Source organism: Pseudophaeobacter profundi (assembly GCF_029697505.1).
In the GTDB taxonomy this organism is placed as follows: Bacteria; Pseudomonadota; Alphaproteobacteria; order Rhodobacterales; family Rhodobacteraceae; genus Pseudophaeobacter; species Pseudophaeobacter profundi.
Window position 1 is genome coordinate 137,800 of the sequence record NZ_JARJEF010000002.1, and the last position, 26,769, is coordinate 164,568.

General features: G+C 58.2%; 20 protein-coding genes, 1 tRNA gene and 1 pseudogene. 16 read left to right on the forward strand and 6 right to left on the reverse strand.

All coding sequences use genetic code 11. The features are described 5' to 3' along the window. Positions 1 to 106: 106 nt before the first annotated feature. Complete coding sequence (gene proB, locus P2081_RS03880; protein ID WP_278921574.1) at positions 107 to 1,267, reverse strand: glutamate 5-kinase; 1,161 nt, start codon at positions 1,265 to 1,267, stop codon at positions 107 to 109. 272 nt (positions 1,268 to 1,539) lie between these two features. On the opposite strand from proB, the gene proC reads away from it, so the two are divergent. The 11 genes and pseudogenes from proC (at position 1,540) to P2081_RS03935 (ending at position 15,602) form a co-directional block, all read left to right on the forward strand. After that, the gene (gene proC / locus P2081_RS03885) at positions 1,540 to 2,319 is read left to right on the forward strand and encodes a pyrroline-5-carboxylate reductase (protein ID WP_278921575.1); all 780 of its coding nucleotides are present in this window, start codon (positions 1,540 to 1,542) and stop codon (positions 2,317 to 2,319) included. Positions 2,320 to 2,355: 36 nt separating this feature from the next. Then, complete coding sequence (locus P2081_RS03890) at positions 2,356 to 3,636, forward strand: glutamate-5-semialdehyde dehydrogenase (protein WP_278921576.1); 1,281 nt, start codon at positions 2,356 to 2,358, stop codon at positions 3,634 to 3,636. Positions 3,637 to 3,845: 209 nt separating this feature from the next. Further along, entirely contained in the window at positions 3,846 to 4,604 is a 759-nt protein-coding gene (locus P2081_RS03895) for an enoyl-CoA hydratase-related protein (RefSeq protein ID WP_278921577.1), read from the forward strand. 292 nt (positions 4,605 to 4,896) lie between these two features. Further along, positions 4,897 to 7,242, forward strand: a complete 2,346-nt coding sequence (locus tag P2081_RS03900) for a FecR domain-containing protein (protein WP_278921578.1) — start codon at positions 4,897 to 4,899, stop codon at positions 7,240 to 7,242. A gap of 54 nt (positions 7,243 to 7,296) precedes the next feature. Next, positions 7,297 to 12,156, forward strand: a complete 4,860-nt coding sequence (locus tag P2081_RS03905) for a PKD domain-containing protein (RefSeq protein ID WP_278921579.1) — start codon at positions 7,297 to 7,299, stop codon at positions 12,154 to 12,156. Positions 12,157 to 12,165: 9 nt separating this feature from the next. Beyond that, the gene (locus P2081_RS03910) at positions 12,166 to 13,887 is read left to right on the forward strand and encodes an adenylate/guanylate cyclase domain-containing protein (protein ID WP_278921580.1); all 1,722 of its coding nucleotides are present in this window, start codon (positions 12,166 to 12,168) and stop codon (positions 13,885 to 13,887) included. Between the two features lie 149 nt (positions 13,888 to 14,036). Further along, entirely contained in the window at positions 14,037 to 14,456 is a 420-nt protein-coding gene (locus P2081_RS03915; RefSeq protein ID WP_278921581.1) for a hypothetical protein, read from the forward strand. A gap of 152 nt (positions 14,457 to 14,608) precedes the next feature. Continuing rightward, a complete protein-coding gene (locus tag P2081_RS03920; protein WP_278921962.1) occupies positions 14,609 to 14,908 on the forward strand; it encodes a hypothetical protein in 300 nt (99 codons plus the stop codon). Positions 14,909 to 15,016: 108 nt separating this feature from the next. Continuing rightward, a pseudogene (locus P2081_RS03925) lies at positions 15,017 to 15,121 on the forward strand (IS5/IS1182 family transposase); the annotation flags it as partial. Positions 15,122 to 15,159: 38 nt separating this feature from the next. Beyond that, positions 15,160 to 15,300: a tail protein X gene (locus P2081_RS03930; RefSeq protein ID WP_369011390.1), complete on the forward strand. Its 141-nt coding sequence runs from the start codon at positions 15,160 to 15,162 to the stop codon at positions 15,298 to 15,300. Beyond that, the gene (locus P2081_RS03935; RefSeq protein ID WP_278921582.1) at positions 15,291 to 15,602 is read left to right on the forward strand and encodes a hypothetical protein; all 312 of its coding nucleotides are present in this window, start codon (positions 15,291 to 15,293) and stop codon (positions 15,600 to 15,602) included. The genes P2081_RS03930 and P2081_RS03935 overlap by 10 nt, the downstream gene beginning before the upstream one ends. Positions 15,603 to 15,687: 85 nt before the next feature. Here the strand turns inward: P2081_RS03935 and P2081_RS03940 are convergent. Further along, a tRNA-Arg gene (locus P2081_RS03940) sits at positions 15,688 to 15,764 on the reverse strand. A gap of 263 nt (positions 15,765 to 16,027) precedes the next feature. Beyond that, entirely contained in the window at positions 16,028 to 16,597 is a 570-nt protein-coding gene (mepK, locus tag P2081_RS03945; protein WP_278921583.1) for a peptidoglycan L,D-endopeptidase MepK, read from the reverse strand. Between the two features lie 353 nt (positions 16,598 to 16,950). Between mepK and P2081_RS03950 the strand changes: the two genes are divergently transcribed. The 4 genes from P2081_RS03950 to P2081_RS03965 are packed head-to-tail and all read left to right on the forward strand — an operon-like array spanning position 16,951 to position 21,242. After that, positions 16,951 to 18,576: a L,D-transpeptidase family protein gene (locus tag P2081_RS03950; protein ID WP_278921584.1), complete on the forward strand. Its 1,626-nt coding sequence runs from the start codon at positions 16,951 to 16,953 to the stop codon at positions 18,574 to 18,576. A 46-nt stretch (positions 18,577 to 18,622) separates the two neighbouring features. Next, positions 18,623 to 19,696, forward strand: coding sequence for a UDP-3-O-(3-hydroxymyristoyl)glucosamine N-acyltransferase (gene lpxD, locus P2081_RS03955; RefSeq protein ID WP_278921585.1), 1,074 nt, complete (start codon positions 18,623 to 18,625; stop codon positions 19,694 to 19,696). 48 nt (positions 19,697 to 19,744) lie between these two features. Beyond that, the gene (locus tag P2081_RS03960) at positions 19,745 to 20,002 is read left to right on the forward strand and encodes an acyl carrier protein (protein WP_278921586.1); all 258 of its coding nucleotides are present in this window, start codon (positions 19,745 to 19,747) and stop codon (positions 20,000 to 20,002) included. Positions 20,003 to 20,033: 31 nt separating this feature from the next. Continuing rightward, positions 20,034 to 21,242, forward strand: a complete 1,209-nt coding sequence (locus P2081_RS03965; RefSeq protein ID WP_278921587.1) for a beta-ketoacyl-[acyl-carrier-protein] synthase family protein — start codon at positions 20,034 to 20,036, stop codon at positions 21,240 to 21,242. A 271-nt stretch (positions 21,243 to 21,513) separates the two neighbouring features. Here P2081_RS03965 and P2081_RS03970 read toward each other — a convergent pair whose 3' ends face one another. Next, on the reverse strand, positions 21,514 to 22,134 hold the full coding sequence (locus tag P2081_RS03970) for an invasion associated locus B family protein (protein WP_278921588.1): 621 nt from the start codon (positions 22,132 to 22,134) through the stop codon (positions 21,514 to 21,516). A gap of 573 nt (positions 22,135 to 22,707) precedes the next feature. Here P2081_RS03970 and P2081_RS03975 point away from each other — a divergent pair. Continuing rightward, the gene (locus P2081_RS03975; RefSeq protein ID WP_278921589.1) at positions 22,708 to 24,252 is read left to right on the forward strand and encodes a helicase HerA-like domain-containing protein; all 1,545 of its coding nucleotides are present in this window, start codon (positions 22,708 to 22,710) and stop codon (positions 24,250 to 24,252) included. Positions 24,253 to 24,436: 184 nt separating this feature from the next. Here the strand turns inward: P2081_RS03975 and P2081_RS03980 are convergent, their stop codons facing one another. Both P2081_RS03980 and P2081_RS03985 read right to left on the reverse strand, forming a co-directional pair. Then, entirely contained in the window at positions 24,437 to 25,759 is a 1,323-nt protein-coding gene (locus tag P2081_RS03980) for a branched-chain amino acid ABC transporter permease (RefSeq protein ID WP_278921590.1), read from the reverse strand. Beyond that, positions 25,756 to 26,766 (reverse strand): branched-chain amino acid ABC transporter permease, encoded by a 1,011-nt coding sequence (locus P2081_RS03985; RefSeq protein ID WP_278921591.1) that lies wholly within the window; start codon positions 26,764 to 26,766, stop codon positions 25,756 to 25,758. Before P2081_RS03985 ends, P2081_RS03980 begins: the two co-directional genes overlap by 4 nt. Positions 26,767 to 26,769: the final 3 nt, after the last annotated feature.

Genomic DNA, 26,769 nt, shown 5'->3' on the forward strand with positions numbered 1-26,769 from the left:
GAAAGGGGGCCGCAGAAACTGCGGCCCCCATATTATTGATGCAATCAGTATGGGCTGAAGCTGCCCGCTTATTTCCAGAACAAGCGGGCAGGATCAGCCGCAACCATTATGCCGGAATAACGACCTTCTGATCATGCTCTGGCGCATCAAGCTGCAGGTGGTTGTCCTTCAGGATCAGTATGTTCTCGATCGCGATGACATCGCTTTTGGTCTTGTAGCCAATCACGTCTTCGACGGGCATATCAAGGTGGCGTGCCATCAGCATGGTTTCTTCCGATGAGAAGTTTGTCAGCCCGCGTGCGACTTCTTCCCCGTCTTCGTTATAGACGTGCAATACATCGCCCTTGGTGAAATCACCCTGGATCGAAATCACATCTCCCCGGCTCACGCCGCAATTCCCGTTGACAAGTGCCGCCGCCATATCGTTGCCCACCACCAGGGTGCCGGAAACCTGCAAGCGGTTGCTGAGCCACACCTTCAGTGGCGATGCCGTCTCGCCCGTGACCAGACAGCGGGTAAAGCGGCGTTCGTTTTTCAAGACCGAGGAAACCGGGCGTTCGATGATGCCTTCGGCGATGATGGTTTCGACGCCGGCGTTCTGGGCCATATTCGCCGCATGCATCTTTGTCAGCATCCCGCCGCTGCCCAGGGCGCTGATACTGGTAGTGGATTCCAGGTGTTCGCTGACGTCGTCGATTTCAGCGATGAACTCGGCGTTTGGATCCGAAGGGTCGATGTTATAGAGCCCGTCAACACTGGTCAGGATGATCAGCGCATCTGCTTCGACCATCTGGGCGATTTTGGCCGACAAACGGTCATTGTCACCCACCCGCAAGTCGCGTGTCGCGATGGAATCATTCTCATTCAGGATCGGCACGATGTCGTTTTCGAACAATCTGTACATGGTGTTTTTGATGTTCAAAAAGCGGCGTCGATCTTCCATATCGTCGACCGTAACAAGCATCTGGGCGACGTCCATATCATGTTCGGATGCGACCTGCCGATAGGCATTCATCAGCAATGGCTGCCCGCATGCGGCGGCCGCTTGCTTGTCCAAAATGCCTGCATCTTCGGGCCGCTTATCAACCATATTCAACCCCAGAGCGACCGAGCCAGAGGAGGTCAGAATAATGTCGTGGCCCTCTTTTTGCAGCTGTGCCAGATCGCTCATCAACCCGTTCATAAAGGCATATCGAAGGGTCAGCTTTTCGCTATTTGCAAGCAGGCTGGACCCGATCTTGACAACGATTTTCTTCTTCTTTGGCATCAGTATCTCCGATATCTATCTGTATTTAGAGGATAAAATACTACCTGTTTGCGTCTTGTCGCGCAGCCAGATAGCTAGACCTCATTCAGGGCTGGTGTCTGTATAACACGTAGACCGCACCTGAATGCAAATAGGTTGCTGCAATGCAGCGTCCGCAGCGGGGAGGTTTGCATCCCTGGTGCCGACGGGAAACACCACCAGATTCGGCCCCCGTTTCAGGCCGGGCAACAGGCAATGCCTGCGGGTCTGGATGAAGAGAAAGGAAAGCGACGATGAAGATACTTTTGATTGGCTGCGGCAAGATGGGCGGGGCGATGTTGCGCCAGTGGGTCCGACGCGATGAGCATGAATTTACCGTCGCCGATCCCGCTGCTGCCGACCTGCCAGAGGGTGTGCGTCATGTCACAAAAACGACAGATCTGCCTTCGGGTGCATTTGATGTTGTGGTGATCGCTATCAAGCCGCAAATGATCAAAGATCTGCTACCCGCCTACACCCATGCGCTGAAACCCGGCGGTTGTTTTGTGTCGATCGCGGCGGGCTACAGTCTGGACAGTCTGGCAGAGATCACCGGCAAGGCGGCGATCATCCGGATTATGCCGAACCTGGCCGCGATGGTCGGGCTTGGGGTTTCCGGGCTTTATGCCAATGCATCCTGCAGCGTAGAGCAGGTTGAACAGGTCAGCGCCTTTATCGCCGAGACGGGCCGCTGCGTCGAACTGGCCAACGAGGATGAAATCGATCGGCTGACGGCGGTCAGCGGCAGTGGGCCCGGCTATGTGTTTGAAATGATGCGTAGCTATGTCGCGGCAGCCATGGGGCTAGGCTTTGACGAAGACACTGCACGTGCCTTGGTTTTTGACACCATCACGGGAACGGTGGAAACCGCGCGCCAGTCGGACGCCTCGCTTGAGGAGCTGCGCAACTCGGTCACCAGCAAGAATGGCACAACCCAGGCCGGGCTGGATGAGCTGCGCCGAGATGGCCAATTGCATGCACTGTTCGAAAACACCGTGCAGGCCGCCTATCGCCGCGCCGCCGAATTGAAATGATACGGGGCGCGCTTGGCGCGCCAGACAGGATTTATCATGAATACGATGACAACTGAGACAGACAAACCGCAGATCAAGGCCCTGGTTGATACCCTTGGCCAGCGGGCACGGGCGGCGGCGCAGGCCCTGGCCCTGGCCACAGCCGAGCAGCGCAACCTAGCCCTGCGTGAAGCGGCCAAAGCACTGCGCGAGAGCAGCGACGCAATTCTGGCCGCGAATGCGCAGGATCTCGACAGTATCCAGGGCAGCGGCAAAGACGCGGCCTTTATCGACCGGCTGACCCTGACAACGGATCGGGTGGCGGATATGGCGACAGCGGTAGAGGCCATTGCCCACCAGGCGGATCCGCTGGGCCGGTGTCTTGCAACATTTGAACGGCCCAATGGGCTGAAGATCGAGCGCAGAAGCGTGCCGATCGGGGTGATTGCGATGATCTACGAATCGCGCCCCAACGTTGGATCAGATGCCGGGGCGCTGTGCATCAAATCCGGCAATGCGGTGATCCTGCGTGGTGGCTCTGAAAGCCTGCATTCCTCGCGGGTGATCGTGGCCTGTCTGGCGCGTGGGCTCAAGGCGGCGGGCCTGCCTGAGGATGCGGTGCAGCTGGTGGATACCCGCGACCGTGAGGCCGTCAAACTGCTGTTGCACAGCACCGAGAGCGTCGACCTGGTGATCCCGCGTGGCGGGCGTGGTCTGGTCTCTTTGGTGCAAAAGGAGGCGCGGGTACCAACGCTGCTGCACCTGGATGGTAACAACCACAGCTATATTCACGAAAGCGCAGATATCACCAAGGCGGTTGGCATCGTGCAAAACGCCAAGATGCGCCGCACCGGGATTTGTGGCGCCACGGAATGTGTGGTGATCGACCGCAAGATTGCCGATCAGGTCCTGCCGCAGCTGGCGCAGGAACTGGGCGATTGTGAGCTGCGCGGCGATGCGGCCGCACAGCAGATCCTGGCCAATATGACACCCGCCACAGATGAAGACTGGGATACGGAATACCTGAGCAACATCATTTCGGTGAAAATCGTCGAAGATCTGCAAGAGGCGATCACATTTGTTCAGGCGCATTCCTCGGGCCATACAGATGCCATCGTCACCGAGGATCACAAGGCTGCTGCCGCCTATATGACGGCAATTGATTCCGCGGTGGTGATGCACAATGCCTCTACCCAGTTTGCCGATGGCGGCGAATTTGGCATGGGGGCCGAGATCGGCATTGCCACTGGAAAAATGCATGCACGTGGGCCGGTGGGCGCCGAACAGCTGACCAGCTTCAAGTATTTTGTCTTTGGCGACGGCCAGCAACGCCCCTAAGGCCGCAATGGCTGGTTTGAGAGAGCAGGGGGCGGGCCGGGCTAGGGGTTTTGCCCGCCTTGCGTAACGACAGCCGCCGCTGTGACACAGGGTAACCTGTGACAGCGGCGGCTTTGTTTTGTAGGCAAAGACATAAGGGGCGGTGCGCAACTCTGGGTGGGAGGCGGCGAAATGGCTTCTGGTGAAACCTAACACATCGGGCGGATATTATGAGCGATACAATTACCCTGCAAACCCTGGATCGGGTCACCACGCTGACCATCAACCGACCAGCCAAGCGCAATGCAATCACCCAAGAGATGTATGGCGAAATGGCAGCGGCGCTACGCGCCTATGAGGCCGCGCCCGATCAGCGTGCCTTTGTTATCACCGGGGCCGAAGACTATTTCACCGCAGGCAATGACTTGCAGGATTTTTCTATGGCGGATCATTCCGCCGAGCAGCCACCCGTGGCCCAGTTTCTGGCGGCGATTTCGACCTGTTCAAAACCGGTGATTGCCGCCGTCAATGGCCCGGCGATTGGCATTGGCCTGACCATGCTGCTGCATTGCGATCTGGTTTATGCGGCTGAAAGTGCCACCTTTACCGCGCCTTTTGTCAAACTGGCGCTGGTGCCAGAGGCAGCCTCTTCGATGCTGCTTGCGGCCTCGGTTGGGATGGCGGTGGCCAATGATATTCTGCTGGCAGGCCGTAGTCTTAGCGCAGCTGAAGCACATGACTATGGCCTGATTTCGCGGGTCTTTGCGGATGCGACACTGACGCAAGAGGTCGCAGCCCTGGCCAAACATGTTGCGGGCTCTGCGCCAGAGGCGATGAAGCTGTCAAAGTCGCTGATCCGTCACCAGCGTGACCAGGTCACCGCGCATATGGCGCAAGAGGCAGCGCTGTTTGTCGCGCAGTTGAAATCGCCGGAATTTGCCGAGGTGGTCTCGGCGATGATGCAAAAGAGAGCGCCCTCTTTTCCCTGATCGGCCCGTATTTTGGGTGCGGGGGGTGGTTGAATTCCGGCCTCTCGCCAGTTCGCGTGCGGCGGCTTGGGCCAAGTCGAAAATTTCAATCCAGCCCAACCTGTCGACAGGTGTATTAACGCGCCGATTTATCTGCCCTGGGTTGAATTGTGAGGTATTAACAAGGGGTCAGCGGCGGCAATTTAACCGCCTGTTTTAGATTTTTCCTTGCTGAAATGGGGGTGATCAGGAAAGATACGTAACAATTAACCAGTTTTGAAAACTTCGACAGGCCCGGTTTTGAGGATGCTGCATGAAGTTTATTGTACCAAGTGTTCCAATATATGTTCGACTGCGTTTTGCAGCCGTGGTGGTCGGGCTGTCTCTCTGCTCTGCGCTGACCTTGGCCGCTGAACCGCGCGGTTTGGACGCGCCGATGCAGATCGTTCGCTTGGGTGAGGGGGACAGTATTCGTGGTGTGGTTGGCCAGTATCTAAACGACCCGGATCTGTGGCCAACGGTTCTTGAGATCAACCAGATCGCCTCTGTTGCCGATCTGGTTCCGGGGATTGAGCTGCAACTGCCGGTGCAGCAGGTGCAGGCCGCTGATGCAGCGCTGTCGACCTCTCTTGCCGCCATTCAAAAAGCCACCTCCGAGGGCGCCGGGATATTTGCCCCGCGCCAGATTGGCAGTGCCATTGAAAACCGCGACGCTGCTGTCGCCCAGCGTCAGACGGGATCTTGGCGCAAGGTGGTAAGCTTTGCCACGATTGCCACCGACTTTGCTGTCGAGGCGCTGGAGATAGCCCTTGCCCAGCGTGACAAGGCCGCCGAGGCGCTTGTCTCGGATGTGCAGGGGACCGTAGAGGGGCGGTCTCCGGTGCAGCAGGGGTGGTCGGCGCGTAAGGTGAACGACATCCTTGTCGAGTATGAACGCATGCGTACGCTTTCGAACAGTACCACCCAAATAACCTTTCGCGATCTGAGCAGACTACGGCTGAACCCGAATTCCAATGCCACGATCCAGCGCATGCGATCGGATCCGCTGACCGGCGGTGAAGTCACCAAGGTATCGCTTGTGAACGGTGATTTCTATGCGCTGCTCAACCAGCTGTCAGAAAAGACCTCTTTCGAGATTGATGTTCCGGGGGTTCAAACCAACACCGGATCGGGGGACTTCTGGGTCAAGAATGACCAATCAGGGGCGCGGTTTGTAAACTACGACGACAGTGGTATCGAAATCACCCGCAATGGTGAAAGCATCCTGCTGGGCGAAAACGAGGGCGCGGTGCTAGGTGGCCAGGGGATTGAAAAGGCAGAGGTTCTTGTCAGCCCGGTTCTGCTTGCGCCGCCCATTGGGGGTATAATCTATACCAAGGTTTCTGGGGTGGCTTGGCAGGCCTTTGATCAGGCAGAGGCCTATTGGCTGGAGATCGCCAGCGACCCCGGATTCAATCACATGCAGATTTCAGAGTGGGGCATCCGAGAGAGCCGCTTTGACGCACCCCTGCCGCCGGCCCGGTATCACTGGCGCGTCGCCGCGCTTGATCAGCTGGGCCTGCCGGGGCAATGGAGCAAGGCGCAGGATTTCACCGTGCGTCACGACGAGAGCCCTCCCTTCCTGACCCTGCTGTCACCGGGGCCTGATGTCATCGTGGCCATACCCTTTGTGGAGGTTCTGGGCGCGACCGAAACGGATGCGTTGTTAACGCTGAATGGCGCTGCTTTGGACAGGGCGGCTGACGGCAGCTTTGTTACCCGTGTGGCCTTGGAACAGGGACAAAACACAATATCGGTGGTGGCGATGGATCCAGCCGGCAATACCAGTACCCGCAGCCAAACCGTGACCTTCCGTCCCGCAGCCTCTATCAAGATCACGCTGGATCCTGCGCTGCCGCGGCGCGGTGATGCTCTGGCGACCCGGTCTGCGGATCTGTCTGTTGTTGCCCAAACAACGGCAGAGCCGGACGCCCTGGCGCGCGTCCGGGATGCAGGCGGAGAGATCGTAGTGCAGACCCGCGTCACCGACAGCGGAGGCTTGCGTTTCACTGTTCCTGCCAAACCCTCAGTGCGCAGCTATCAGATAGAGGTTCTGGGGCCGGGGGGCGCTGTCGAGGGACGGCTGAAGTTCACCGTGCTGCGCGATCAGACTGCGCCCAAGATCGACCTGGACCTGCCGCCGCCGCGCGCCACCTCTGAGGCTGAGATTGACCTTTCCGGCTTTGCCGGGGATGCCACCGCGCTAGAGCTGAACGGTCGCCCGGTTGCGATGACATCCGGGCGGTTCGTGCTGGATCTGGTATTGCAGCCAGGTCTGAACATTTTTGAACTGGCCGCCAGCGATGCGGTGGGCAACGTGAATGTGAAACAGTTTCAAAGCGTTCTGGATCTTGCACCGCCTGAAATTCTGGCAGTTGATTTCAACCGCCCACAGGGGGCGAAGGGTCCAATAGAACTGAAGGTTGCCGCCAAAGATGCCAGCGGCCTGCGCCAGGCTGCGCCTTTTGTTGTAGCTGTTGGCAGCAGCCAAATTGAGGGATTCATGCGCTGCGATTCCGCCAGCGGGCTTTGCCGCACGAGTTTGCCGCCGCAGGACGGAACCCTCAGGGTTATTGAACTGATCATCGAGGATTATGCCGGGAATACAGCGATCAAGTAATCAAGGAAGATATTGACCCCGGGCCAAAACCTATGCCGTGAAAGGACGACCGCTATGAGGATGATTTTTCGTTTGGCAGTGGTGACTGTACTGATGCTGGCCGGGATGCTTCCAAATGTTACCATTTCGCAGGCAACAGCGGCAAAGGAAGGCCTGCTGGTGGTCTATGGCGTTTTGGCGCCGACCCGTGAAGGGGATGTTGACCACCGGGAACAGATCTTTGTCAGCGTGCCTGCGGATCTGCGTGATCGCTTTTACCTGCGGATCTTTGACCCGGAAGTGTCTGGCTTTGGCGATTTTACCTATGGCGGCACAGGCAATGCGCTGACCACCTTTCGGATTTTTGGCGGTGCGGGGGCCTATAGCGCGGCTGATCGCCCTGCGCCGGAACCAGATGGCGCGCGTGTACCACAGCAAAGACGGGTTGAACCGATCACCGGCCCCGGAACCCTGCTGAAAGACGTCAGTTTTGGCAACGATAGCGCAACGGACAAAAGCTGGGTGAGCCTGTCAGCCTTGCAGGCGAAACAGGGGGAAGTGATCGGCCAGCGCGCTTACTTCCGTCTTGATATTCAGGGCAGCGGCGGCGATGACGGCAATGGGTTTTCGGTTGCTGTCAGCCTGGCGCGGGACCGCAACAAACCGGTGGAAGGGGCTGATATGTTTGCCTTTCGTCCCACCGTGCGCTGGTGGAAAGGGCAACCTGCAACCCAGATTTGGCTGCAGCCGGACAGCACAGGCCCCCACCGGATCCAGAGTTTTGATGCCGCCAGGGGCACCCTGGCGCTGACCACGGATTATGTTGATATTCCGGTACGGGTGTCTGGCCAGGATTTCTGGACCTCCGATCTGGTCCCGCTACAGGGCGACAATCTCGCGCTGAGCCTGGTGGGCGGCTTTGAAACGCCAAATGACGTGACGCTGGCGGTGTTTGACGCCGAGGGCAACCCCGTGCCGTTGCAAATGCCGCCGCAGCGGGCACCGACGCCGGCCCGTCCCAGTGCCATAGCAACGGGACGCCCGCTGGCGGATTGTCGTAGTGTTGCTTTTGACGGTGACCCGTCCGTCGGGCGCAGACCTTTGGCCTATAACTGGGATTTTGGTGACGGCACCAACAGCGACGCCGCCGTCATTGCCCATCGCTATGATCGCGTGGGGCATTATACCGCCCGACTGCGCGTGCTGGAACCGGGGGTGCGCCCTGGTCGCGGGGCCGAGGTAACAATCCCGGTGCACATCCGTAACGCCCCCATCGCAAAGGCTGGCGCAGAGGTTGTGGTCGCGCCGGGGCAGATGTTGGATTTTGACGGCTCTGGATCGCAGGCCTCGGATCTGCCGATTACCCGGTTCCACTGGACCTTTGGGGATGGCAGCCTGTCCACTGCGGCGCAAACGCAAAAATCCTACGCGGTGCCGGGCCAATACCGTGTGGTGCTGCGCGTGGAAGACGACAGCGCCCACCCCTGCAATTTCGGCCTGGCCACCAGGCTTGTCATCGTCAATGCCCGGCCCATCGCCGAAGCGGGCCGCGATCAATCGGCGATCGTTGGGCAATCGGTGCGTTTCAACGGCGGTGCTAGCTATGACATTGACGGCCGGATTTCGGCCTATCAGTGGGATATGGGCGATGGCATGCGGCTCAGCGGCGAAACGGTTGATCATGTATTTGAAAAGGCGGGTAAATATGATGTTGTCCTACGCGTGGTGGACGGCAGCGGTGTTGCCAATGACAGCAGGGTGGACCGGATGCAGGTGGTGGTGAATGCGCCGCCAGATCCGCAGTTTACCATCCCGGAGCGCCCCATTTCGGTGGCCGAGGTTGCAACACTGGATGCCGGTGCCTCCACCGACGATGACGGCGCTATCCTAAGCTATCAATGGGATTTTGGCGACGGCGTGGTCGCGGAAGGCCTTAAGGTGAACTACGCCTGGAGCCAGCCCGGTGTTTTCCCGGTGACGCTGACCGTGCTGGATGACAGTGGCACGGCCTCGGCACTGCAGCGACTGACGCGAAAGGTCACTGTGGATGCTGCGCCGGTGGCCGATGCCGGGCCAGACCAATATGTGACCGCCAGCGAGGTGCGCTTTGATGGTCGCGGCTCATGGGATGCCGAGGGGCAGATTACGTCATATGAATGGGATTTTGGCGACGGCAGCACGGGGCAGGGTGCAACTGTTGATCATGCCTATCTCCGTCCCGGTGTTTTTGAGGTCGCCTTGCTTGTACGGGATGACAGCGGCGCGCCACTGAACCGGCATCGCGACACCATGACCGTCACCATCAATGCCAGCCCGATTGCCGATGCCGGTCCGCCGCAGACGGTTGCACCGGGAGAGGAGTTCGTTCTCAGCGCCCGCGCCAGTGTGGATCCCGATGGCGATATTTCACAGTATATCTGGACCTTTCCAGATGGCAGCCAGGCCCGCGGCCTGCGGGTTGCGCAGAGCATGTCAAAGCCGGGACTGCATCGCATAGGGCTGACCGTTCATGACAATTTTCAGGGCGGTGCCGCCTCGGACGAAAGCGAAGTGTTGATCACCGTCAACAGTGCACCGGTTGCGGTTGCCGGGGCCGATATGCTGATCGCTCCGGAAGGTACAGCCATATTTGATGCCTCGCAGTCCTTTGATGTGGATGGAGATATTCAAGGGTTTCGCTGGGAATTTGACGATCTTGGCGCCCCGCTGGAGGCCCCGGTGGTAGAGCGGGCCTATGTAAACCCAGGCGTCTGGTCGGCACAGCTCTTTGTGACCGACGACAGCGGGGTGGCAAATAGCACTGCAACCGACAGCCTTACCATTCGGGTCAACAGCCAACCAGTGGCCGAGGCCGGCCCCGCCATCGTCAGCGACGAGTTGCATGTCCGGCTAAGTGCTGTCGGCTCTGCCGATAGCGATGGCGACGCCCTGATTTATCGCTGGGATTTTGGCGATGGCTCGGCGCCTGCTGTTGGCCGTGAGGTCTTGCATGTGTTTCCCGGTGCTGGGGTCTACCCGGTCACCCTGCATGTTGACGATGGCACCGGCCTGTCAAACGCAGGGGCAATTGATGCAACCTCGGTGACAATCAACGCCAGACCTGTTGCCAATGCCGGTGGCAATCGTGATGTCTGCTCGGGCGAGCCAATCCTGTTTGATGCCTCTGACAGTCTGGATCCGGATGGCGGGTTGCTGCGGTATTCCTGGGATTTTGGCGATGGCTCCGGATCGGATCTGATCAACCCGACCAAGATCTACGAACAGCCCGGCGTCTATTCCGTTACGCTTCAGGTCGACAATGAAACGCGGAGTGATCGCGGCAGCAGCCTGGACCGGATCGCCGCAATTGTCCGCGAAGGCCCGATTGCGGATGCTGGGCCAGACAGGACCGTCTGCACCAACAATAAGGTCCGCTTTGATGGGGCGGGCTCTTCCGATGCGGATGGGGCGGTAAACGCCTATGCTTGGACATTTGGCGACGGCGGCTCCGCCAGCGGTGAATCGCCAGAGTATTTGTTCGACAATGCAGGGACTTATGTCGTGACCTTAACCATCACGGGCGAGGCCCTTGGCAGCTGCAGCCCGCTTGACACCGATACGGCTGCGGTCACCGTTGTCGAAGCGCCGGGCCTGCGGATTCTTGGCCCGGATCGGGTGGCCGCTGCGGTAGAGACAGGCTTTAGCGCCGGTCTTTCACGGCTTGGCCAGTCGGTGCCAGAGAGTTTTCAGTGGGATTTTGGCGATGGGAGCCAGGGGGCTGGCAAGGAGGTCACGCATAGCTATGCCAAGCCGGGGACCTATCTGGTGACCCTGTCGGCAGAGCTGAGCGGCGGCAGTGCCGAATGTGGTCGGCTGCAGGCGCGCCGAAAAGTCACCGTCAATGCCGCGCCCCAACCGGTGATCACTGGCCCCCTTGTGGTGGCGGCGGGTCAGGCGGTGGTCTTTGAGGCCGACAAGAGCAGCGACAGCGACGGTGCGGTAACTGTCTTTGACTGGGATTTCGGCGATGGTCAGTCCGCAAGCGGGGTCTTGGCCACGCATCGCTTTGCCGAACCGGGGCGCTATACCGTGACGCTTGGCGCGACAGACGATGCTGCGGTGGCGAACAGTCGGGCGACCACGACCCAGGAGGTCATGGTCAACCCGCCGCCGCTGGCCGGATTGGCGCGGCGCGGCGTGGTTTGTCCCAAGGTTGATCTTGACTGGGCTGTTGCCGCAGATGCAGGCACGCAGGTTGCATGGGATATGGGCGATGGGACCAGCGCAAAGGGCAGCAGTCTTTCGCATCCCTTTGCACGGCCAGGCGTGTATCCGGTGGTCGTCACGCTGGATGATGGGCGCGGGCTGGCGAACAGTCGCAATAGTGAAGCAACCTATGTCCGGGTGAACGCCGCGCCAAGCGCCTTTGCCGGCCCTGACAGGCTGGTCTGTGCGCAAGACACCGTTGTGTTCGACGCCGGCGCATCCAGCGATCTGGACGGGCGCCTGACAAAATGGATTTGGGAATTTGCTGATGGCGTTACACTGGAAGGTGCACGGGTCGAGCGCAGTTTTCCCGCCGCGATGGACACCAGCGTTCGCCTGACCGTCACGGATGACAGCGGGGCGCCGGGCTGTACGACAGGGACGGACAGTGCCCGCATCCTGGTGAATGCGCCGCCGCAGGTGGACGCAGGCCCAGACAGACAGGTCATGGTCGGGGCCAGCCATGATGTGGTGCGCTTTGACGCCAGCGCAAGCACAGATCCCGATGGGCAAGGCGTTCATCTGAGCTGGATGTTTGGCGATGGCGGCGAAGCCTCGGGCGCAATTGTGCGTCACCGATATTCCGCCCCCGGTACCTACGAGGTGCAGGTGGTCGCACGTGATACCAGCGGTTTGATCTGTGGTACCGCAACAGATACGGCGACGATAATCGCAATCGCGCGCGAGTAGGGGGAGGTGATGAAGTTTCCACTACGCCTGAAATTTTTTGTTTTTGCCAGCCTTCTGGCTGTCGCGCCTTTGGTTTTGGTTGCGCAAAATCTAACACGTCTGACGCGGGATGAACTGAGAAGCGCCGCCAATGAAGAACTTACAACCGTTGCCACCCAACTGCGGACGGAATTTGACAGCACCTTTCGCGGACGATGGCTGACACCGCTCATGGTGATCCGCAATGCTATCGACAGTGACGCGCTTGGGGTGTCGCAAAAGATTTCGTTGCTGACGCTGGGGCTGGAAGAGCTGCCGCAGGTGGTAGCGCTGCAGCTCTCGGTGCAGGGGTCGGACCTGCCCATCCTCGTAACCAATGAGAGCTTTTCCAAAAGGTTGGTGCAAAATGGCCTGGATCCGATTGAGACACTGACCACATCGGATGATCTTATCAGCGCCATTGAGGGCACCGGTCAATTTGGCCGCCCACTGATTGCACAGATCAGCGAGACGGGCGATTGGCTGGCGACACTGGCGCTGCCGTTGACCAGCACAATTGCCGGGCGGCAGGTGACCATGGCCGCCAAAATCGATCTCTCGGTGCTGGGGCAACTGGTGAAACGCCACCCCTTTGCCCAGCGTGGAGAAATCACGGTGATTGATCATGCAGGGCGCCGGGTTTTGGGCGAGCAGGTTGAACTGCTGACCACGCGCAGCATCGTCAGCTCGGCCCTGCCTCTGATTGTTGCCGGGGCCAGGGCGGACGCGCTGGAACCCTACACCCGCCCGGATGGCAGCGCGATGCTGGGTGCCTACGCCTTTCCGGATTGGTTTCCATGGGCGGTAATCACCGAATTAAGCGAAGCCAGCGCCTATGCGGTGAGCAATGCCATCACGCGCCAGATCCTGGTGGTCGGCCTGGTTGGTTTTGCCATTGCCAGCCTGGGCGCGATGATCTTTGCCCGGCAATTGACGCAGCCGATCCTGTCGATTGGCCAAGTGGCTGAACGGGTGCGCCATGGGGATTTTACCGCGCGCGTCGAAAACATTCGAACTGGCGATGAAATCGCCGATTTGGCAAGACGTTTCAACCAGATGATTGCCCAACTGGGCCAGCGGCTGGAGCTGATGAAATTTGTGTCCGAGGGCACGATCTCAGCGATCCGCAAGGCCGATCAGGACGGCATATCGCGCGGTGGAGAACGCAGCAGTGTTTCGGTGATCTTTACCGATATTCGGGGTTATACAGAGTTTTCGGAACGTGTCGCGCCAGAGGTCGTGATCGAGGCGCTGAACTGCTATTTTGAGGTGCAGACAGGGATCGTGAACCGTCATCACGGCGACATCGACAAGTTTATTGGCGATGCCTTGGTGGCGGTCTTTGAAGGCCCGGATAAAGAACAGCGGGCTGTCACCTGCGGCGTCGAAATCACCGAGGCAATGACGAGCCTGCTGGAGGAATACCCTGAATACAACCTGCATGTGGGCATTGGTGTGGCCTCTGGAGAGGTCGTCAAGGGTGCGATTGGCGCGCGCAACCGGATGGATTTCACGGTCTTGGGATCAACGGTCAACCTTTCGGCACGGCTCTGCAGCAAAGCTGCACCAGAACAGGTTCTGGTTGATCAGGCAACGATGAAAGCCGGTCAGTCAAAGGCCGATCTTCAGTTCAACCAACTGGCCCCGATCATGCTAAAAGGCTATTCTGATCCGGTTCAGACCTACTCGGCCTTGCGGCATATACAGCCCTAGGACGGGCGTCTTTCCAGGGCCAAGTCGCTTGTCTTATTGTCCAGAAATTTTACTGGTGCCAATCGCTCTGATATATCTCAGGACGGGGAGATACCCGGCAATATCCGCCTGATGCAGGTGATTTTAGGCGTTGCGAGAACCTGGTGGAAATGCTGCCTAGCCTACGCGCCGAGTTGCACCGCATGGCCGAGGTCAATGCATATTGGGCGGCGCTTTCTACGCGCTGGGAAGAAATCCGGGGCAGCAGAAAGAGAACTGCGCTGATTCAGAAAATTGTTGAGCCGCCAAGAAAAGCTGATCCGGGTCAGGTTCCCTTTGGCGATGATGTTCATATCCACGTCGGCGCGAATACTTACCAAGGGAAAGATGGGGCACCAGCTGCAGCCCCGCTAAAATCCGAAGGAGAGGCGGCCACACGCCTCAGTTTCAGCCATGGCAACTGCATTGTTGAGCTGCCGTTCTGTTTTGCCCTGCGTAACAAGGCCTATGCCGCAGATCATGCGTTGCGCCTGCGCGATGTTGGTGCCCCCGCGGCAGAGATTGCCGAAGAGCTGGGCCTTGAGCAGTAAACCGTCCAGAACTTCTTGGAGGCTGCAGATTATTGGCACCCTCGGCTTGGTTGAGTGAGCGGATGATGTGGGATTCGCTGAGCTCCAGATCCGGATCGCGATAGTGAACCGCTACACCGCTCTTGGCATACTCGTCACAGAGGCCGTAGGAAATGTTCGTCTGGGGAAAGGGGAAGAGCGCTCAAACCCCGATTGGTGCGACAAAGCCGCCCGGCGTCAGAACTCCCGCCGGGCGTTCTCTTGATCAACCGCCGGCAGCAGCTTTTGCTACTGTCGCTGCACCTGCAGCAACCGCACCAATGACTGCAACCTTGCTGGCGGTTTTGGCGGTGGTATTTGTGGTGTCAGCAACCTTGTCAGCGGTGCTGCAGGCAGAGATCAACGCAACAAGTGTCAATACGGAGACAATCTTCATAGTCTTTTATTCTCATAAAGTTAGTGTTTCTACATAAGCTCGAAAGCCTCAATCTCTATGCATCATTCTTAGGCACAAGCAAGGCTTTGTTGCACAAATAATGTGCTGGATTCCCTCTGTGAATTCAGCATGGTAGCTGGCCGGCATGAGCAGTTGGTCCCCTACGACGTACAAGGCCTGGAACTGGCCTTCGTACAACACGGCGCTAGAGCAGCGCGGTTCGCTATTGATCTGGTTTGATCCTGAGATACGGTCGATGAGATCGTCTGGCGCCACTATGAAAACACCGTGACGGGTACTCTCGAGCAAGTGCTCGAGGCAAACCGGGGGCTGGCAGATCTGGGGCCGGTCCTGCCGGTTGGCACTGTCGTTTTGCTGCCAGTGTTTGAGAAAACAAGAGAATCCGAGAGCGTGAGCCTATGGGACTAATCGATTTTTTGCCCATGTTCCGTGTCGAGGTGGATGGCAAGAACATCAGCAAGGCTCTGGCGCCGCGCATGTCGAGCCTGACAGTAACAGATGGGGCCGGGGTCCAATCCGATCAGGTGACAATGACCCTAATCCCGCGCCATTTCCGGTCCTATGTCGATGAGGCTTGGTTGATCACGCGGGCGGTTCACATGCTGGACAGCGGCGGCTACCGCACCAGCATTGCCGCTGAACCGGTGGCGGAAGACAGGTCGATTGCCTCAGTTCTGTCCTCTAGGTCGGCGTTGAAAGATGTAAGGTAAAAACCCACTCACACTTGCTCTGTTCGTTTCTGTTACATGTAACAACAAACTACGAGAACTGGGATTTGCTAAGTCATTGGAAAAATGGCGCACCTGAGAGGATTCGAACCTCTGGCCTCTGCCTTCGGAGGGCAGCGCTCTATCCAGCTGAGCTACAGGTGCTTTTGGTAGGGCGGGTATAGCGGCCAGGCCAATGCACCGCAATGGGAAAAACTTCTTCCTTTTGGAAAAAACACCTAGGTAATCTGGCGGCCGGAGGCATGTCCTATGGACCTTGCTCTGGACTTTTACATCAGGAAGTTGGTGAAAGAAAAAGGCCCAACTGCATATGCAATGGGCCTTGCCTCATTTCGAACGGGCTGGGATGGCCTGTCACAGAAAGATATGATTTGTGGGCCCGCAATGACACGAGCGCAAGCGCGGGATTAGCCGCTCCAGCTGCGCACAATGCCACAGTCCATGTGAACAAAGTTAGAGCCGCGGTACTTTCCAACGCCACCGGCGCGACAGGCCTTTGCGGCGTTTGCCATTTGCCCAACAGAGCGCGATGCGAGACGCAGATCGGCGGCCTGACCGCGCATATGCAGCGAATTCTTTGCAACGCCGCGGGACCGCCTGCGCAGCATCGCGTTGGTTTTGGGGCTGCGGTAGCCCGACAGCATCATGTAGGGTTCGTCTACATCCAACAAGTTGTGAGAGGCTGCCATGATATCAATGGTACGCAGATCGATGGATATGGTTTCATCGGTGCGCCAGTCACGCATGAAATGGTTAATCTCTTTCACGGCGTCCTTGATATAGTCGCCGTCGATCCAATAGACCATGTCGATGCGCTCGCCCGTTCGGCCAGAGAACATCCGGATGCGGCGAATATCGCCGCCGCCACGCAGGAAGCCTGCTGCTTTGGAAAAAGTAGGTGTTGCTGCAACTGCTGTTGCAGCAAACGCGCCCAACAGTGCCCTCCGGGTCATGCCCGTCTTGGTGATTTCTGCCATGTGTAACTACGCCATCCCGAACGAGTTTAGTCCTGCCTATGTCCGATGTTACGGACCTGCTAAGTTTTTCTGTGGGTTGTATGCCACAGGGCGGAAGATTTACCAAGTTCCGTTTTACGCCAAATATGATTGCTGCATTTTATCGGCAAAAATTTGCGCAAAGGGGGACGATTGGTTAATTTTTCCCCTAAGAGACAGGTCAATTACGCTGTTTATGCGACTGCATCGCACCAGTCTGAGATTGTCACATCATGGTTTCGCAAATGTGAATGGACTTTCCCCCCTGCCTTTCACCAAAATTTCATGTAGCTGCCCTGATAATTGTTGCGCATCGCTGTTGAGGACCAAATATTATGACCAAACCGCACACCCCGAGCCGTTCTGCCCGGTTGAAATACGGGCTTTTTGCTCTGGCCCTGAGCGGGATCGGCAGTCTTGGGGTTGGCTCATCGGTTGCCGCGCAGTCGACGGCCTTTCGTCAGGCCGTTGCCGAGCAGGCCTCGGTTAACGATGCGGTTGCGCAATTCTATCGTGACACCACCTATGCACCGCTTTGGACGGGCTCGGATGAGGCGGCAGCCATGCGCCGCGCCGCGCTGTTGCGGGCGCTGGAAGATGCCACCAGCCATGGTTTGCCGGATCAGTCCGCTACAGTGGCAGATCTGGTAGGGCAGATGCGCGCCGCCCGTACCGCCCGTGACTTTGGCCAGGTTGAAGCCGCGCTGAGCACCGCCTTTGTTACCTATGCCGCGATGCTGCAGACTGGCATGTTAAAACCATCGTCGATTGATGATGGTATGGTCCGCACCCGGCCAAGCCATGACGGCGTCGCCGCGCTGAACGGTCTGCGCACAGCACAGCCCTTTGCCTATCTGCGCAATTTGGTGCCGACATCTTCGCAGTACCGCGCCCTGATGCGTGAAAAGCTGCGGCTGGAACAATTGATCGCAGCGGGCGGATGGGGCCCAACGGTACCTGGCAGCAAGCTGGAACCCGGCGATCGGGGGCAGCAGGTAATTGCCCTGCGTGATCGCCTTATTGCCCTGGGCTATATGGAGCGCAGCGCCACTGCCAGCTATGACAATGATATCGAGCGCGCTGTGCAGCAGTTCCAGTCGGATCACGGGCTGGAAGAGGATGGCGTCGCCGGTGCCGGCACCCTGAAAGAGATCAATCGCCCTGTACGGGATCGCCTGAAATCGGTCATCATCGCGATGGAGCGTGAGCGCTGGCTATCGCCGGATCGTGGCGCGCGCCATGTGCTGGTGAACCAGACCGATTTCACCGCCAAGATTGTCGATAATGGCGATGTGACCTTTGAAACCCGCTCCGTCATTGGCAGCACTCAGTCGGATCGCCGCTCGCCCGAGTTTTCGGATATGATGGAGCATATGGTGATCAATCCCAGCTGGTATGTGCCGCGCTCGATCATCACCAAGGAATACCTGCCCAAGCTGCGCAACAATCCCAATGCGGTGGGCCATATCGAGATCACCGATAATCGCGGTCGCGTGGTCAGTCGCGCCAATACCGATTTCTCGCAGTTTACCGCGCGCAACTTTCCCTATGCGATGCGCCAGCCGCCCAGCCGCAGCAATGCGCTTGGCCTCGTCAAGTTCATGTTTCCAAACAAATACAACATCTACCTGCACGATACGCCGCAAAAAAGCCTGTTCAAACGGGAAGTGCGCGCCTTTTCGCATGGCTGTATTCGCCTGGCCCAGCCCTTTGAATTTGCTTATGCGTTGCTGGCCCGACAGACCGAAGACCCATCTGCCTTTTTCAACCGGATCCTGAAGTCCGGCAAGGAAACCAAGGTTGAGCTGGAGCAGAAGGTGCCTGTTCACATTATCTATCGAACCGCATATGTGTCCAACAAAGGCCGGGCCGAGTTCCGCCGGGATGTCTATGGGCGTGATGCCAAGGTTTGGGCCGCATTGGAGCGGGCCGGGGTGGCACTGCCAGACGTCCAGGGCTAAATTGGGGGCCGGTTTTACTGCGTGACGCCTGGAAAGGGCCCTCAATATGTATACAGTTCGCGAGATTGCTCGCTCTCTTGATCTGACCGCCGAAGGGGATCTGGATCTTGTGATCATTCGCGCGGCCGAGCCGCAGGATGCAGGTCCGCAGGATCTGGCGATGGCGACCTCTGCCAAATACAGTGAAAACCTGTCGCAGGGCAGCGCCCAGGTGGCGCTGCTGTGGCAGGGGGCCGATTGGCAGGCGATGGGGCTGAAGGCGGCAATCTTTGCGCCGCGTCCCCGCATGGCGCTTGGCGGGGTTTCAACCCTGCTGGACCGTGGACAGGGGTTCGAAACGGGCATTCACCCCACGGCTGTTGTACATGAAACTGCCGTGCTGGGGGATGATGTATCGGTCGGACCGCTGAGCATCATTGCCGCAGGTGCCAAGATCGGTGCCGGATCGGTGATCGGACCGCATTGCTACATCGGGGCAGAGGTCGAGATCGGCGCGCAGGCGCAGCTGCGCGAGATGGTTTCCATTGGTGCCCGCGCCCGCATCGGTGATCGGTTTCGCGCCCAGCCCGGTGCCCGGATTGGCAGCGACGGTTTTTCCTATGTCACCCCCGAGGTTTCAGGCGTTGAAAATGTCCGCAAGACGGTCGGCGATCAGGGCGAAGCACAAGCCCAGAGCTGGATGCGCATTCATTCACTGGGAGCGGTCAGCATTGGCGATGACGTGGAGCTGGGCGCCAATTGCACCATCGACAATGGCACCATTCGCGACACGGAAATTGGCAGCGGCAGTAAATTGGACAATCAGGTGCATGTGGGTCACAACACCCGGATTGGGCGCGATTGCCTGCTCTGCGGTCAATGCGGGATTTCGGGGTCGGTAAACATAGGCAACAATGTTGTGCTGGGCGGCCAATGTGGCGCGGCCGACAATATCTTTATTGGCGACGGGGTGATTGCGGGGGGCGCGACCAAGATTATCTCTAACGTGCCTGCGGGCCGCGTGGTCATGGGCTATCCGGCGGTAAAGATGGAAACCCATACTGAAATCTACAAGGCACAGCGGCGCTTGCCACGTTTGATGCGCGATATCGAAAATCTGAAAAAGGCTGTTTTCAAATAGGGAATCAGCCGCTACATCTGCCAGGACATCACAGATCAGGGGGCCGAAATGAGCACTCGAGACAAGGTCATCGCAATTGTTGCGGAACAGGCGCTTTTGGCGCCATCGGATGTAACCCTTACCAGCACCTTGGACGATCTTGGGATCGACAGCATGGGCCTGGTAGAGTGCATTTTTGCCATCGAAGAAGAATTTGATATCTCTATCCCCTTTAATGCAAATACCCCGGATGAGAGCGATTTTGACATTTCGAACGTTGCTGCAATCATCGCTGGGATTGACAAGCTGGTGTCACAGAAAACGTGATATAAGCGCCTGAACATTAAGGGACAGATCCATGAAGCGCGTTGTCATTACCGGGGCAGGGACGATCAATGCCCTGGGCCATTCGGTCGCTGCCACCTTTGCGGCAATGCGCGAAGGTCACTGTGGCATTGGCCCGCTGGAGTTTCGCGATGTTGAACGGCTTGCCATTCGAATCGGTGGCCAGGTGCACGGGTTCGAGGCCGAGGGCCGGTTCAATCGCCAACAGATGAGCCTCTATGACCGGTTTACCCAGTTCACCCTGATTGCTGCCAAAGAGGCGATTGCCCAATCGGGCCTGGAATTCCATGGCGAGCTTTCCGCCAAATCCGGTGTTGTGCTGGGCACTGCGGGTGGCGGCGTTTCGACCTGGGATGATAATTATCGTTCAGTCTATGAAGACGGTAAAAATCGGGTGCATCCCTTTGTGGTTCCCAAGCTGATGAACAATGCGGCCGCTAGCCATGTCTCGATGGAATTCAACCTCAAAGGCCCCAGTTTCACCGTTTCCACTGCCTGTGCGTCTTCGAACCACGCCATGGCGCAGGCCTTTCAGATGGTGCGCTCGGGCATGAGCGCGGCAATGGTGACGGGCGGATCGGAATCCATGCTGTGCTTTGGTGGCGTCAAGGCCTGGGAAGGGCTGCGGGTAATGTCAAAAGAGGCCTGCCGCCCCTTCAGTGCTAACCGAAATGGAATGGTACAGGGCGAAGGGGCCGGCATTTTTGTGTTTGAAGACTACGATCATGCCCGCGCGCGTGGCGCAGAGATCCTCTGCGAAGTGCTTGGCTTTGCAATGTCTTCGGATGCCTCTGACATTGTGATGCCCAGCAAGCAGGGCGCGGCGCGGGCGATTGCCGGCGCATTGAAAGATGGCGGCATCAACCCTGAACAGGTTGGCTACATCAATGCTCATGGCACCGGTACCGTCGCCAATGACAAAACCGAATGTGCCGCCGTCGCCGATGTCTTTGGTCCGCATGCGGATCGCTTGATGATCTCTTCGACTAAATCCATGCATGGCCATCTGATCGGCGGCACCGGCGCGGTCGAATTGCTGGCCTGTATCATGGCCCTGAAAGATGGGGTGATTGCCCCGACAATCAGCTATGAAGAGCCGGACCCGGAATGCGCGCTAGATGTGGTGCCCAATACCGCCCGCGATGCGCGGGTCGAGGTGGCCCTGTCTAATGCCTTTGCCTTTGGCGGGTTGAACGCGGTACTGGCCCTGGGGCGGGTTTGACGCAGCCTGAAACATGTGCGCCAACCTGGGCCGCAGTATTGCGCCGCTGAAATATGTAAGACCAAATAGGGAAAGCCCGCCGCGCGAGCGTAGATGAACGCGCTCCCCTCTCGTCTAGGTGCTACGCTGGAGTATACCATTCGGGGTGCTTGTCAGCTTGCCTTGCAAAATCAAAGCCACCAAAGGGGAAACCCGATGGTGGCTTGTTCTTTGCCCGGCAGCCCCAGATAGGCGGGCGCTGCCAAAGGTGGTTTTGTTTTAGATCAGGCGGTTACTGCGTGACCACGTCAACAACATCAAATCCGGCGGTAAAGCCCTTGAGCGACATCTTCATTTCAACCAGCTGATCGGGGGCTGGGGCAGGGCGCAGAGACAAAACTGCCTCGCTACCGCGTTTGAAAGTGTCGATATCTGCCTGTGTCAGACCGATCTGCGCGACGCAGCCCAGCGGATTACAGAACGAGTAGTTATAGCGCTTGCCAGGCGCGCCATCGACCGACAGGGTCAGGGCGGCGGGCAACAGGGTTTCCAGCGGCACGATGATGGTGGCCCCGGCAACGGCCTGGCCGCCTGGCTGGTCAATGCGGAACAGCGACACCTCGGCCATCGGGTTGCCGTTTGGATCGGTCAGGATCTGCAGCAAGGAACAGGGGTCTGTTTCTTCTTCGGTTTTGACGCAGGCCAGATCCCAATCACCATGGGTTTCCTTGGCGTAGCGATCACCAAGCTTGGGGGTACCATCATCAACAGGTTGGCCAAGGTCCAGGACCTGATCCGCCGACGATTCGGTGGCTGGGGCTTCAGGTGTTGTTTCACTGCTTTCCTGGGCGAAAACTGGGCTCGCCACCGCTATAAGTGCGGCCAGGGTCATCGGCGTAAGGGACTTGATCATGCATGCCTCATTTATCACAGGTCGTTTGCAATGGCTTTACCATGTTGCAGCAGGGGTGTCAGGCCACAATCCCCGCCCGTGCCCAGAATAAGCGGGGAATTACCTGCAAGTTTAGTAACAAGTGAAGCGCTTGAACAAACAGCAAAAAAGGAAGCTCTCCGGCTTCCTTTTTTGGTCTTACTCCCCGTCGGACTGGCCGACTTAGTTATTGGATAGGACGTTACGAAAGGCCTGTGTCTGGGTCAACATGCAATACGGAAAAAATCTGCCGTCCGGCCGCTTTAGTTGGATTTGAGCGTTTTACGCGCGTATTTCGCGATCGTCAGACTGGCCCTGCCCGATAAAGAGGCAGGGTTGGGGCGAAAAAAAGGGCCGTGCCCATGGCACGGCCAGTCTGACAGGGAGGAAATGCCCAACTATCTCGAAAGACAGGGTGGGCAAGACATATATCGCATGTAAAAGTTAATAATCGATGTTCAAGGGGTTACCTGGGACACAGGCCTGTTTTGCGCCGGAAACCAACAGATTCCGCAAATGAGGTTAAAGCCCAGTCAAGGCAGCTAAAGGATGAATATGACGGACAAACTTTTTATCGGCGGTGGCGGTGAAGACTATGGCGTGCCCCAGGAGATGCATTTTAAATACGCCAACCGGCATGGGCTGATTGCTGGGGCCACCGGTACTGGGAAAACCGTCACCCTGCAGATCCTTGCAGAGAGCTTTTCCAATGCGGGGGTGCCAGTCATCCTGGCGGATGTCAAAGGGGACCTTTCTGGCCTGGCCAAGCCCGGCACGCCCGGCCACAAATTGCACGATGCCTTTATGGGGCGGGCCCAAACCATTGGCTTGCACCCCTATCACTATCACAGCTGTCCGGTTACCTTTTGGGATCTTTTTGGCGAGCAGGGCCATCCGGTGCGCACCACCCTAGCAGATATGGGGCCGCTCCTGTTGGCACAGTTGCTGGAGCTGAGCGAGGCACAGGAAGGCATTTTGAACATTGCCTTCCGGCTGGCTGATGAACAGGCCTTGCCACTGCTGGATCTGAAGGATCTGCAGGCGCTCTTGGTCTGGGTCGGAGAGCACCGGGCGGAGCTGTCGCTGCGCTATGGCAATGTCTCGCCTGCCTCGATCGGGGCGATCCAACGCCGCTTGCTGGTGCTGGAAAACCAGGGAGGCGCCGATCTGTTTGGCGAACCTGCCCTAGCGCTGAGCGACCTGATGCGACAGGACGGCAGCGGGCGCGGGATGGTCAATATTCTGGCCGCCGATAAATTGATGGCTTCGCCGAAGCTTTATGCGACCTTTCTGCTCTGGCTGTTGAGCGAGCTGTTCGAGGAATTGCCAGAGGTGGGGGATCCGGAAAAGCCGCGCCTGGTGTTCTTTTTTGACGAGGCGCATCTGCTGTTTGATGATGCGCCAAAGGCGCTGGTGGACAAGGTCGAGCAGGTCGCCAGGCTGATCCGTTCCAAGGGGGTTGGGATCTATTTCATCACCCAGAACCCTGCCGATGTGCCCGAGGACATTCTTGGCCAGCTGGGCAATCGCATTCAGCACGCGCTGCGCGCCTTTACCGCGCGCGACCGCAAGAACCTGAAACTGGCAGCGGAGACCTACCGCGAAAACCCGCGATTTTCCACGATGGAGGCCATTCGCGAGGTTGGCGTCGGCGAGGCCGTGACATCAATGCTGCAAAAGAAGGGCGTGCCCGGGGTCGTTGAACGCACCCTTATTCGCCCGCCCAGCAGCCAGCTGGGGCCGATCAGCCCAGCAGAACGCGCCGCTTTTTTGCAGGGATCTGACATGGCGGGGAAATACGACAAGTCGCTTGATCGGCATTCTGCCTATGAAATCCTGATGCAGCGCAGTGCCAAGGCGGCGGAACAGGCGGCAGTTGCAGAGCAGGCGGCAGAAGAGTCACCAGAACCGATGGCGCGCGAATTCAGCGCCGCCCGGCGCTATTCCGGCAGCCGTATCCCGCGTTCCAGCGCCCGGAACTATCGGCCCAAGGACAGCTTTGCCTCTGCCATGTCAGAAGCGGTGATCAAAGAGCTGAAAGGCACAACTGGGCGGCGTCTGGTGCGTGGTATTCTGGGGGGGCTGTTCAAGGGCCGCTAGCGTTTGATTTCGTATGCTCAAGTTGTGCGAAATCAGCCCGCAGTTTTGCCCGACATGCCTTAGAAGGAAATAGAGGCCCGGCGTTGCCAGGCCTCTATGGGGTCCGCCTTCGGCGGGGATATTTTTGGCCAAATGAAATCTGGACCAGTTCAAGGGCCGCCATGGGTGCAGCGGCCCTGGTTTGTCATTTTTCCGGTATCAATCCACGCGGGCTGAACCGTAGGACCAAGAGCAGGATCAACCCCATGGTGAACAGCCGCATATGGGCTGCGTTTTCCATCAGATGGGCGCGCAGGCCACTGTTTTCGCCCAGGCCCGAGGTCAACAGGGTGATCAGTTCCAGGCTCATCGGTTCGACCTTGATCCACAGGAACCAGATCAAGAAGCCGCCCAGGACTGCGCCAAAGTTGTTGCCGGAGCCGCCAACAATCACCATCACCCAGATCAGGAAGGTAAAGCGCAGGGGATTATAGGTTCCTGGCGTCAGCTGCCCGTCCAGAGTGGTCATCATCGCGCCAGCAATGCCACAGATGGCAGAGCCGAGCACAAAGATCTGCAAATGCCGTTTGGTGACATTCTTGCCCATGGCGCGGGCGGCGACCTCGTTGTCGCGGATGGCGCGCATCATCCTGCCCCAAGGACTTTTGAGGGCCATCTGCGCCATCCACAGCAGTATCAGAAGCACGAGAGTGAAGAGGAACGCGTAGCCCAGCTTGACATAGAGCGTCGAGCCAAGCACGGGATCAAGGCCAAAACCCGCGAACCATTCGACATAGGCCGGGTCATTTTGCAGATCGACCTCAAACGGAACCGGACGCGGCAGGCCCACGACGTTTTTCACTCCGCGCGACAGCCAGTCCTCGTTCTTGAGGACGGCAATGACGATCTCCGCAATGCCAAGGGTGGCGATTGCCAGATAGTCAGAGCGCAGGCCCAGCGCGGTTTTGCCAATGAGCCAGGCCGCCCCGGCAGCCAGCAAGCCGCCCACGGGCCAGGACAGGATCACCGGCCAGCCGAGCCCACCAATATTGCCTTCCAAGGCTGGGTTAATGGCCTCGATCGCTTCGACCGAGGGGTCAAACAGCGCGCGGTAAATGACAAAGCCAACAGCCAGGATCAAAAGGATCAGCAGTGCACGCAGCCCCCCGCGGGGCAGGAAACGGGTGACGGTAACCGCTGCGACCACGGTCAGCGCGCCCATGACCATGGCCATGACGATACCTGGACCGCCCGCGCTCCAGGCGCCCGGGGTTGGTGGGGTTGCGGTCAGCACCACCGCCAGACCGCCCAGCGCGGTAAAGCCCATGACGCCGACGTTGAACAATCCGGCAAAGCCCCACTGCAGGTTTACCCCCAGCGCCATGATGGCCGAAATCAGCCCCATGTTGAGGATCACCAAGGATGAGTTCCAGGATCCTGAGAAGAAGCTCCAATCGGTGAGGCCTTCAAGCAGGATCAAAAGCGCGACAGCGGCAAACATCAGGCTGTGTTTTATGGTATCAGTCATACCGATTTCCCCTTGAAGAGCCCTGTTGGCTTGAACAGAAGAACGATGATCAGGATCGCAAAAGAGACGGCAAATTTGTAATCTGTGCTCAGCAGTTGCACCAAGCCATCTGGCCCCATGTTTTCAGGCATCAAGTAGCCGAGCACCTTTTTCCAAGCATAGGTGATCGTCACCTCGGAAAAGGCGATGATGAAGCCGCCTGCAATGGCCCCCTGAGGGCTGCCCAGTCCGCCAACAATCGCCGCGGCAAAGATCGGCAGCAACAGCTGGAAATAGGTGAAGGGCTTAAAGCTTTTGTCCAACCCGTAAAGCACCCCGGCGATGGTCGCCAATGTGGCCACGATCAACCAGGTGTACATCACGACGCGTTCAGGGTTGATCCCCGATAGCAGCGCCAGATCTTCGTTATCCGAATAGGCGCGCATTGATTTTCCGGTGCGGGTCTTATTGAGGAACCAGAACAGCAGCGCCACAACCACAATAGCAGTCACCACGGTGATGCCCTGGGTGGTCTTGATCGCCAGCCCTTCGCTCAGGCCGGTCATTTCCTTGAAAGCGCGGGCCTTGATGATGAAACGCTCACCATCGGTGAAGCGCTGGTCTCCGGGCCCAATGATAAAACGCACAAGCCCGTTCATCATGAACATCACGCCAAGCGAGACCATAACAAAAACAACCGGTTTCGCCTTTTGCGCGCGGTAGAACCGATAAACCGTGCGATCCGTCACCAGCATCAGTGCCATCGTCGCCATGATCCCAAAAGGCAGGGCCAGCAGGGCGGTGGGTAGCGGACCAAAACCAATGCCCCAGGACTGGAACGCCCAGGTCACCAAAATGGTTATCATGGTGCCAAAGGCCATGGTGTCGCCATGAGCAAAGTTGGAAAACCGCAGGATACTGTAGATCAGCGTCACACCCAGTGCACCCAGCGCCAGCTGAGAGCCATAGGCCACGGCGGGGATCATCACAAAATTGGTAAGTGCCACAATGGCATTGAGAAAATCCATGGC

Excerpts from the sequence above, each read along its gene's own strand:
- proB (WP_278921574.1), bottom strand. The coding sequence starts at position 1,267 with ATGCCAAAGAAGAAGAAAATCGTTGTCAAGATCGGGTCCAGCCTGCTT.
- proC (WP_278921575.1), top strand. The coding sequence starts at position 1,540 with ATGAAGATACTTTTGATTGGCTGCGGCAAGATGGGCGGGGCGATGTTG.
- P2081_RS03890 (WP_278921576.1), top strand. The coding sequence starts at position 2,356 with ATGAATACGATGACAACTGAGACAGACAAACCGCAGATCAAGGCCCTG.
- P2081_RS03895 (WP_278921577.1), top strand. The coding sequence starts at position 3,846 with ATGAGCGATACAATTACCCTGCAAACCCTGGATCGGGTCACCACGCTG.
- P2081_RS03900 (WP_278921578.1), top strand. The coding sequence starts at position 4,897 with ATGAAGTTTATTGTACCAAGTGTTCCAATATATGTTCGACTGCGTTTT.
- P2081_RS03905 (WP_278921579.1), top strand. The coding sequence starts at position 7,297 with ATGAGGATGATTTTTCGTTTGGCAGTGGTGACTGTACTGATGCTGGCC.
- P2081_RS03910 (WP_278921580.1), top strand. The coding sequence starts at position 12,166 with ATGAAGTTTCCACTACGCCTGAAATTTTTTGTTTTTGCCAGCCTTCTG.
- P2081_RS03915 (WP_278921581.1), top strand. The coding sequence starts at position 14,037 with ATGCTGCCTAGCCTACGCGCCGAGTTGCACCGCATGGCCGAGGTCAAT.
- P2081_RS03920 (WP_278921962.1), top strand. The coding sequence starts at position 14,609 with ATGTTCGTCTGGGGAAAGGGGAAGAGCGCTCAAACCCCGATTGGTGCG.
- P2081_RS03935 (WP_278921582.1), top strand. The coding sequence starts at position 15,291 with ATGGGACTAATCGATTTTTTGCCCATGTTCCGTGTCGAGGTGGATGGC.
- mepK (WP_278921583.1), bottom strand. The coding sequence starts at position 16,597 with ATGGCAGAAATCACCAAGACGGGCATGACCCGGAGGGCACTGTTGGGC.
- P2081_RS03950 (WP_278921584.1), top strand. The coding sequence starts at position 16,951 with ATGACCAAACCGCACACCCCGAGCCGTTCTGCCCGGTTGAAATACGGG.
- lpxD (WP_278921585.1), top strand. The coding sequence starts at position 18,623 with ATGTATACAGTTCGCGAGATTGCTCGCTCTCTTGATCTGACCGCCGAA.
- P2081_RS03960 (WP_278921586.1), top strand. The coding sequence starts at position 19,745 with ATGAGCACTCGAGACAAGGTCATCGCAATTGTTGCGGAACAGGCGCTT.
- P2081_RS03965 (WP_278921587.1), top strand. The coding sequence starts at position 20,034 with ATGAAGCGCGTTGTCATTACCGGGGCAGGGACGATCAATGCCCTGGGC.
- P2081_RS03970 (WP_278921588.1), bottom strand. The coding sequence starts at position 22,134 with ATGATCAAGTCCCTTACGCCGATGACCCTGGCCGCACTTATAGCGGTG.
- P2081_RS03975 (WP_278921589.1), top strand. The coding sequence starts at position 22,708 with ATGACGGACAAACTTTTTATCGGCGGTGGCGGTGAAGACTATGGCGTG.
- P2081_RS03980 (WP_278921590.1), bottom strand. The coding sequence starts at position 25,759 with ATGACTGATACCATAAAACACAGCCTGATGTTTGCCGCTGTCGCGCTT.
- P2081_RS03985 (WP_278921591.1), bottom strand. The coding sequence starts at position 26,766 with ATGGATTTTCTCAATGCCATTGTGGCACTTACCAATTTTGTGATGATC.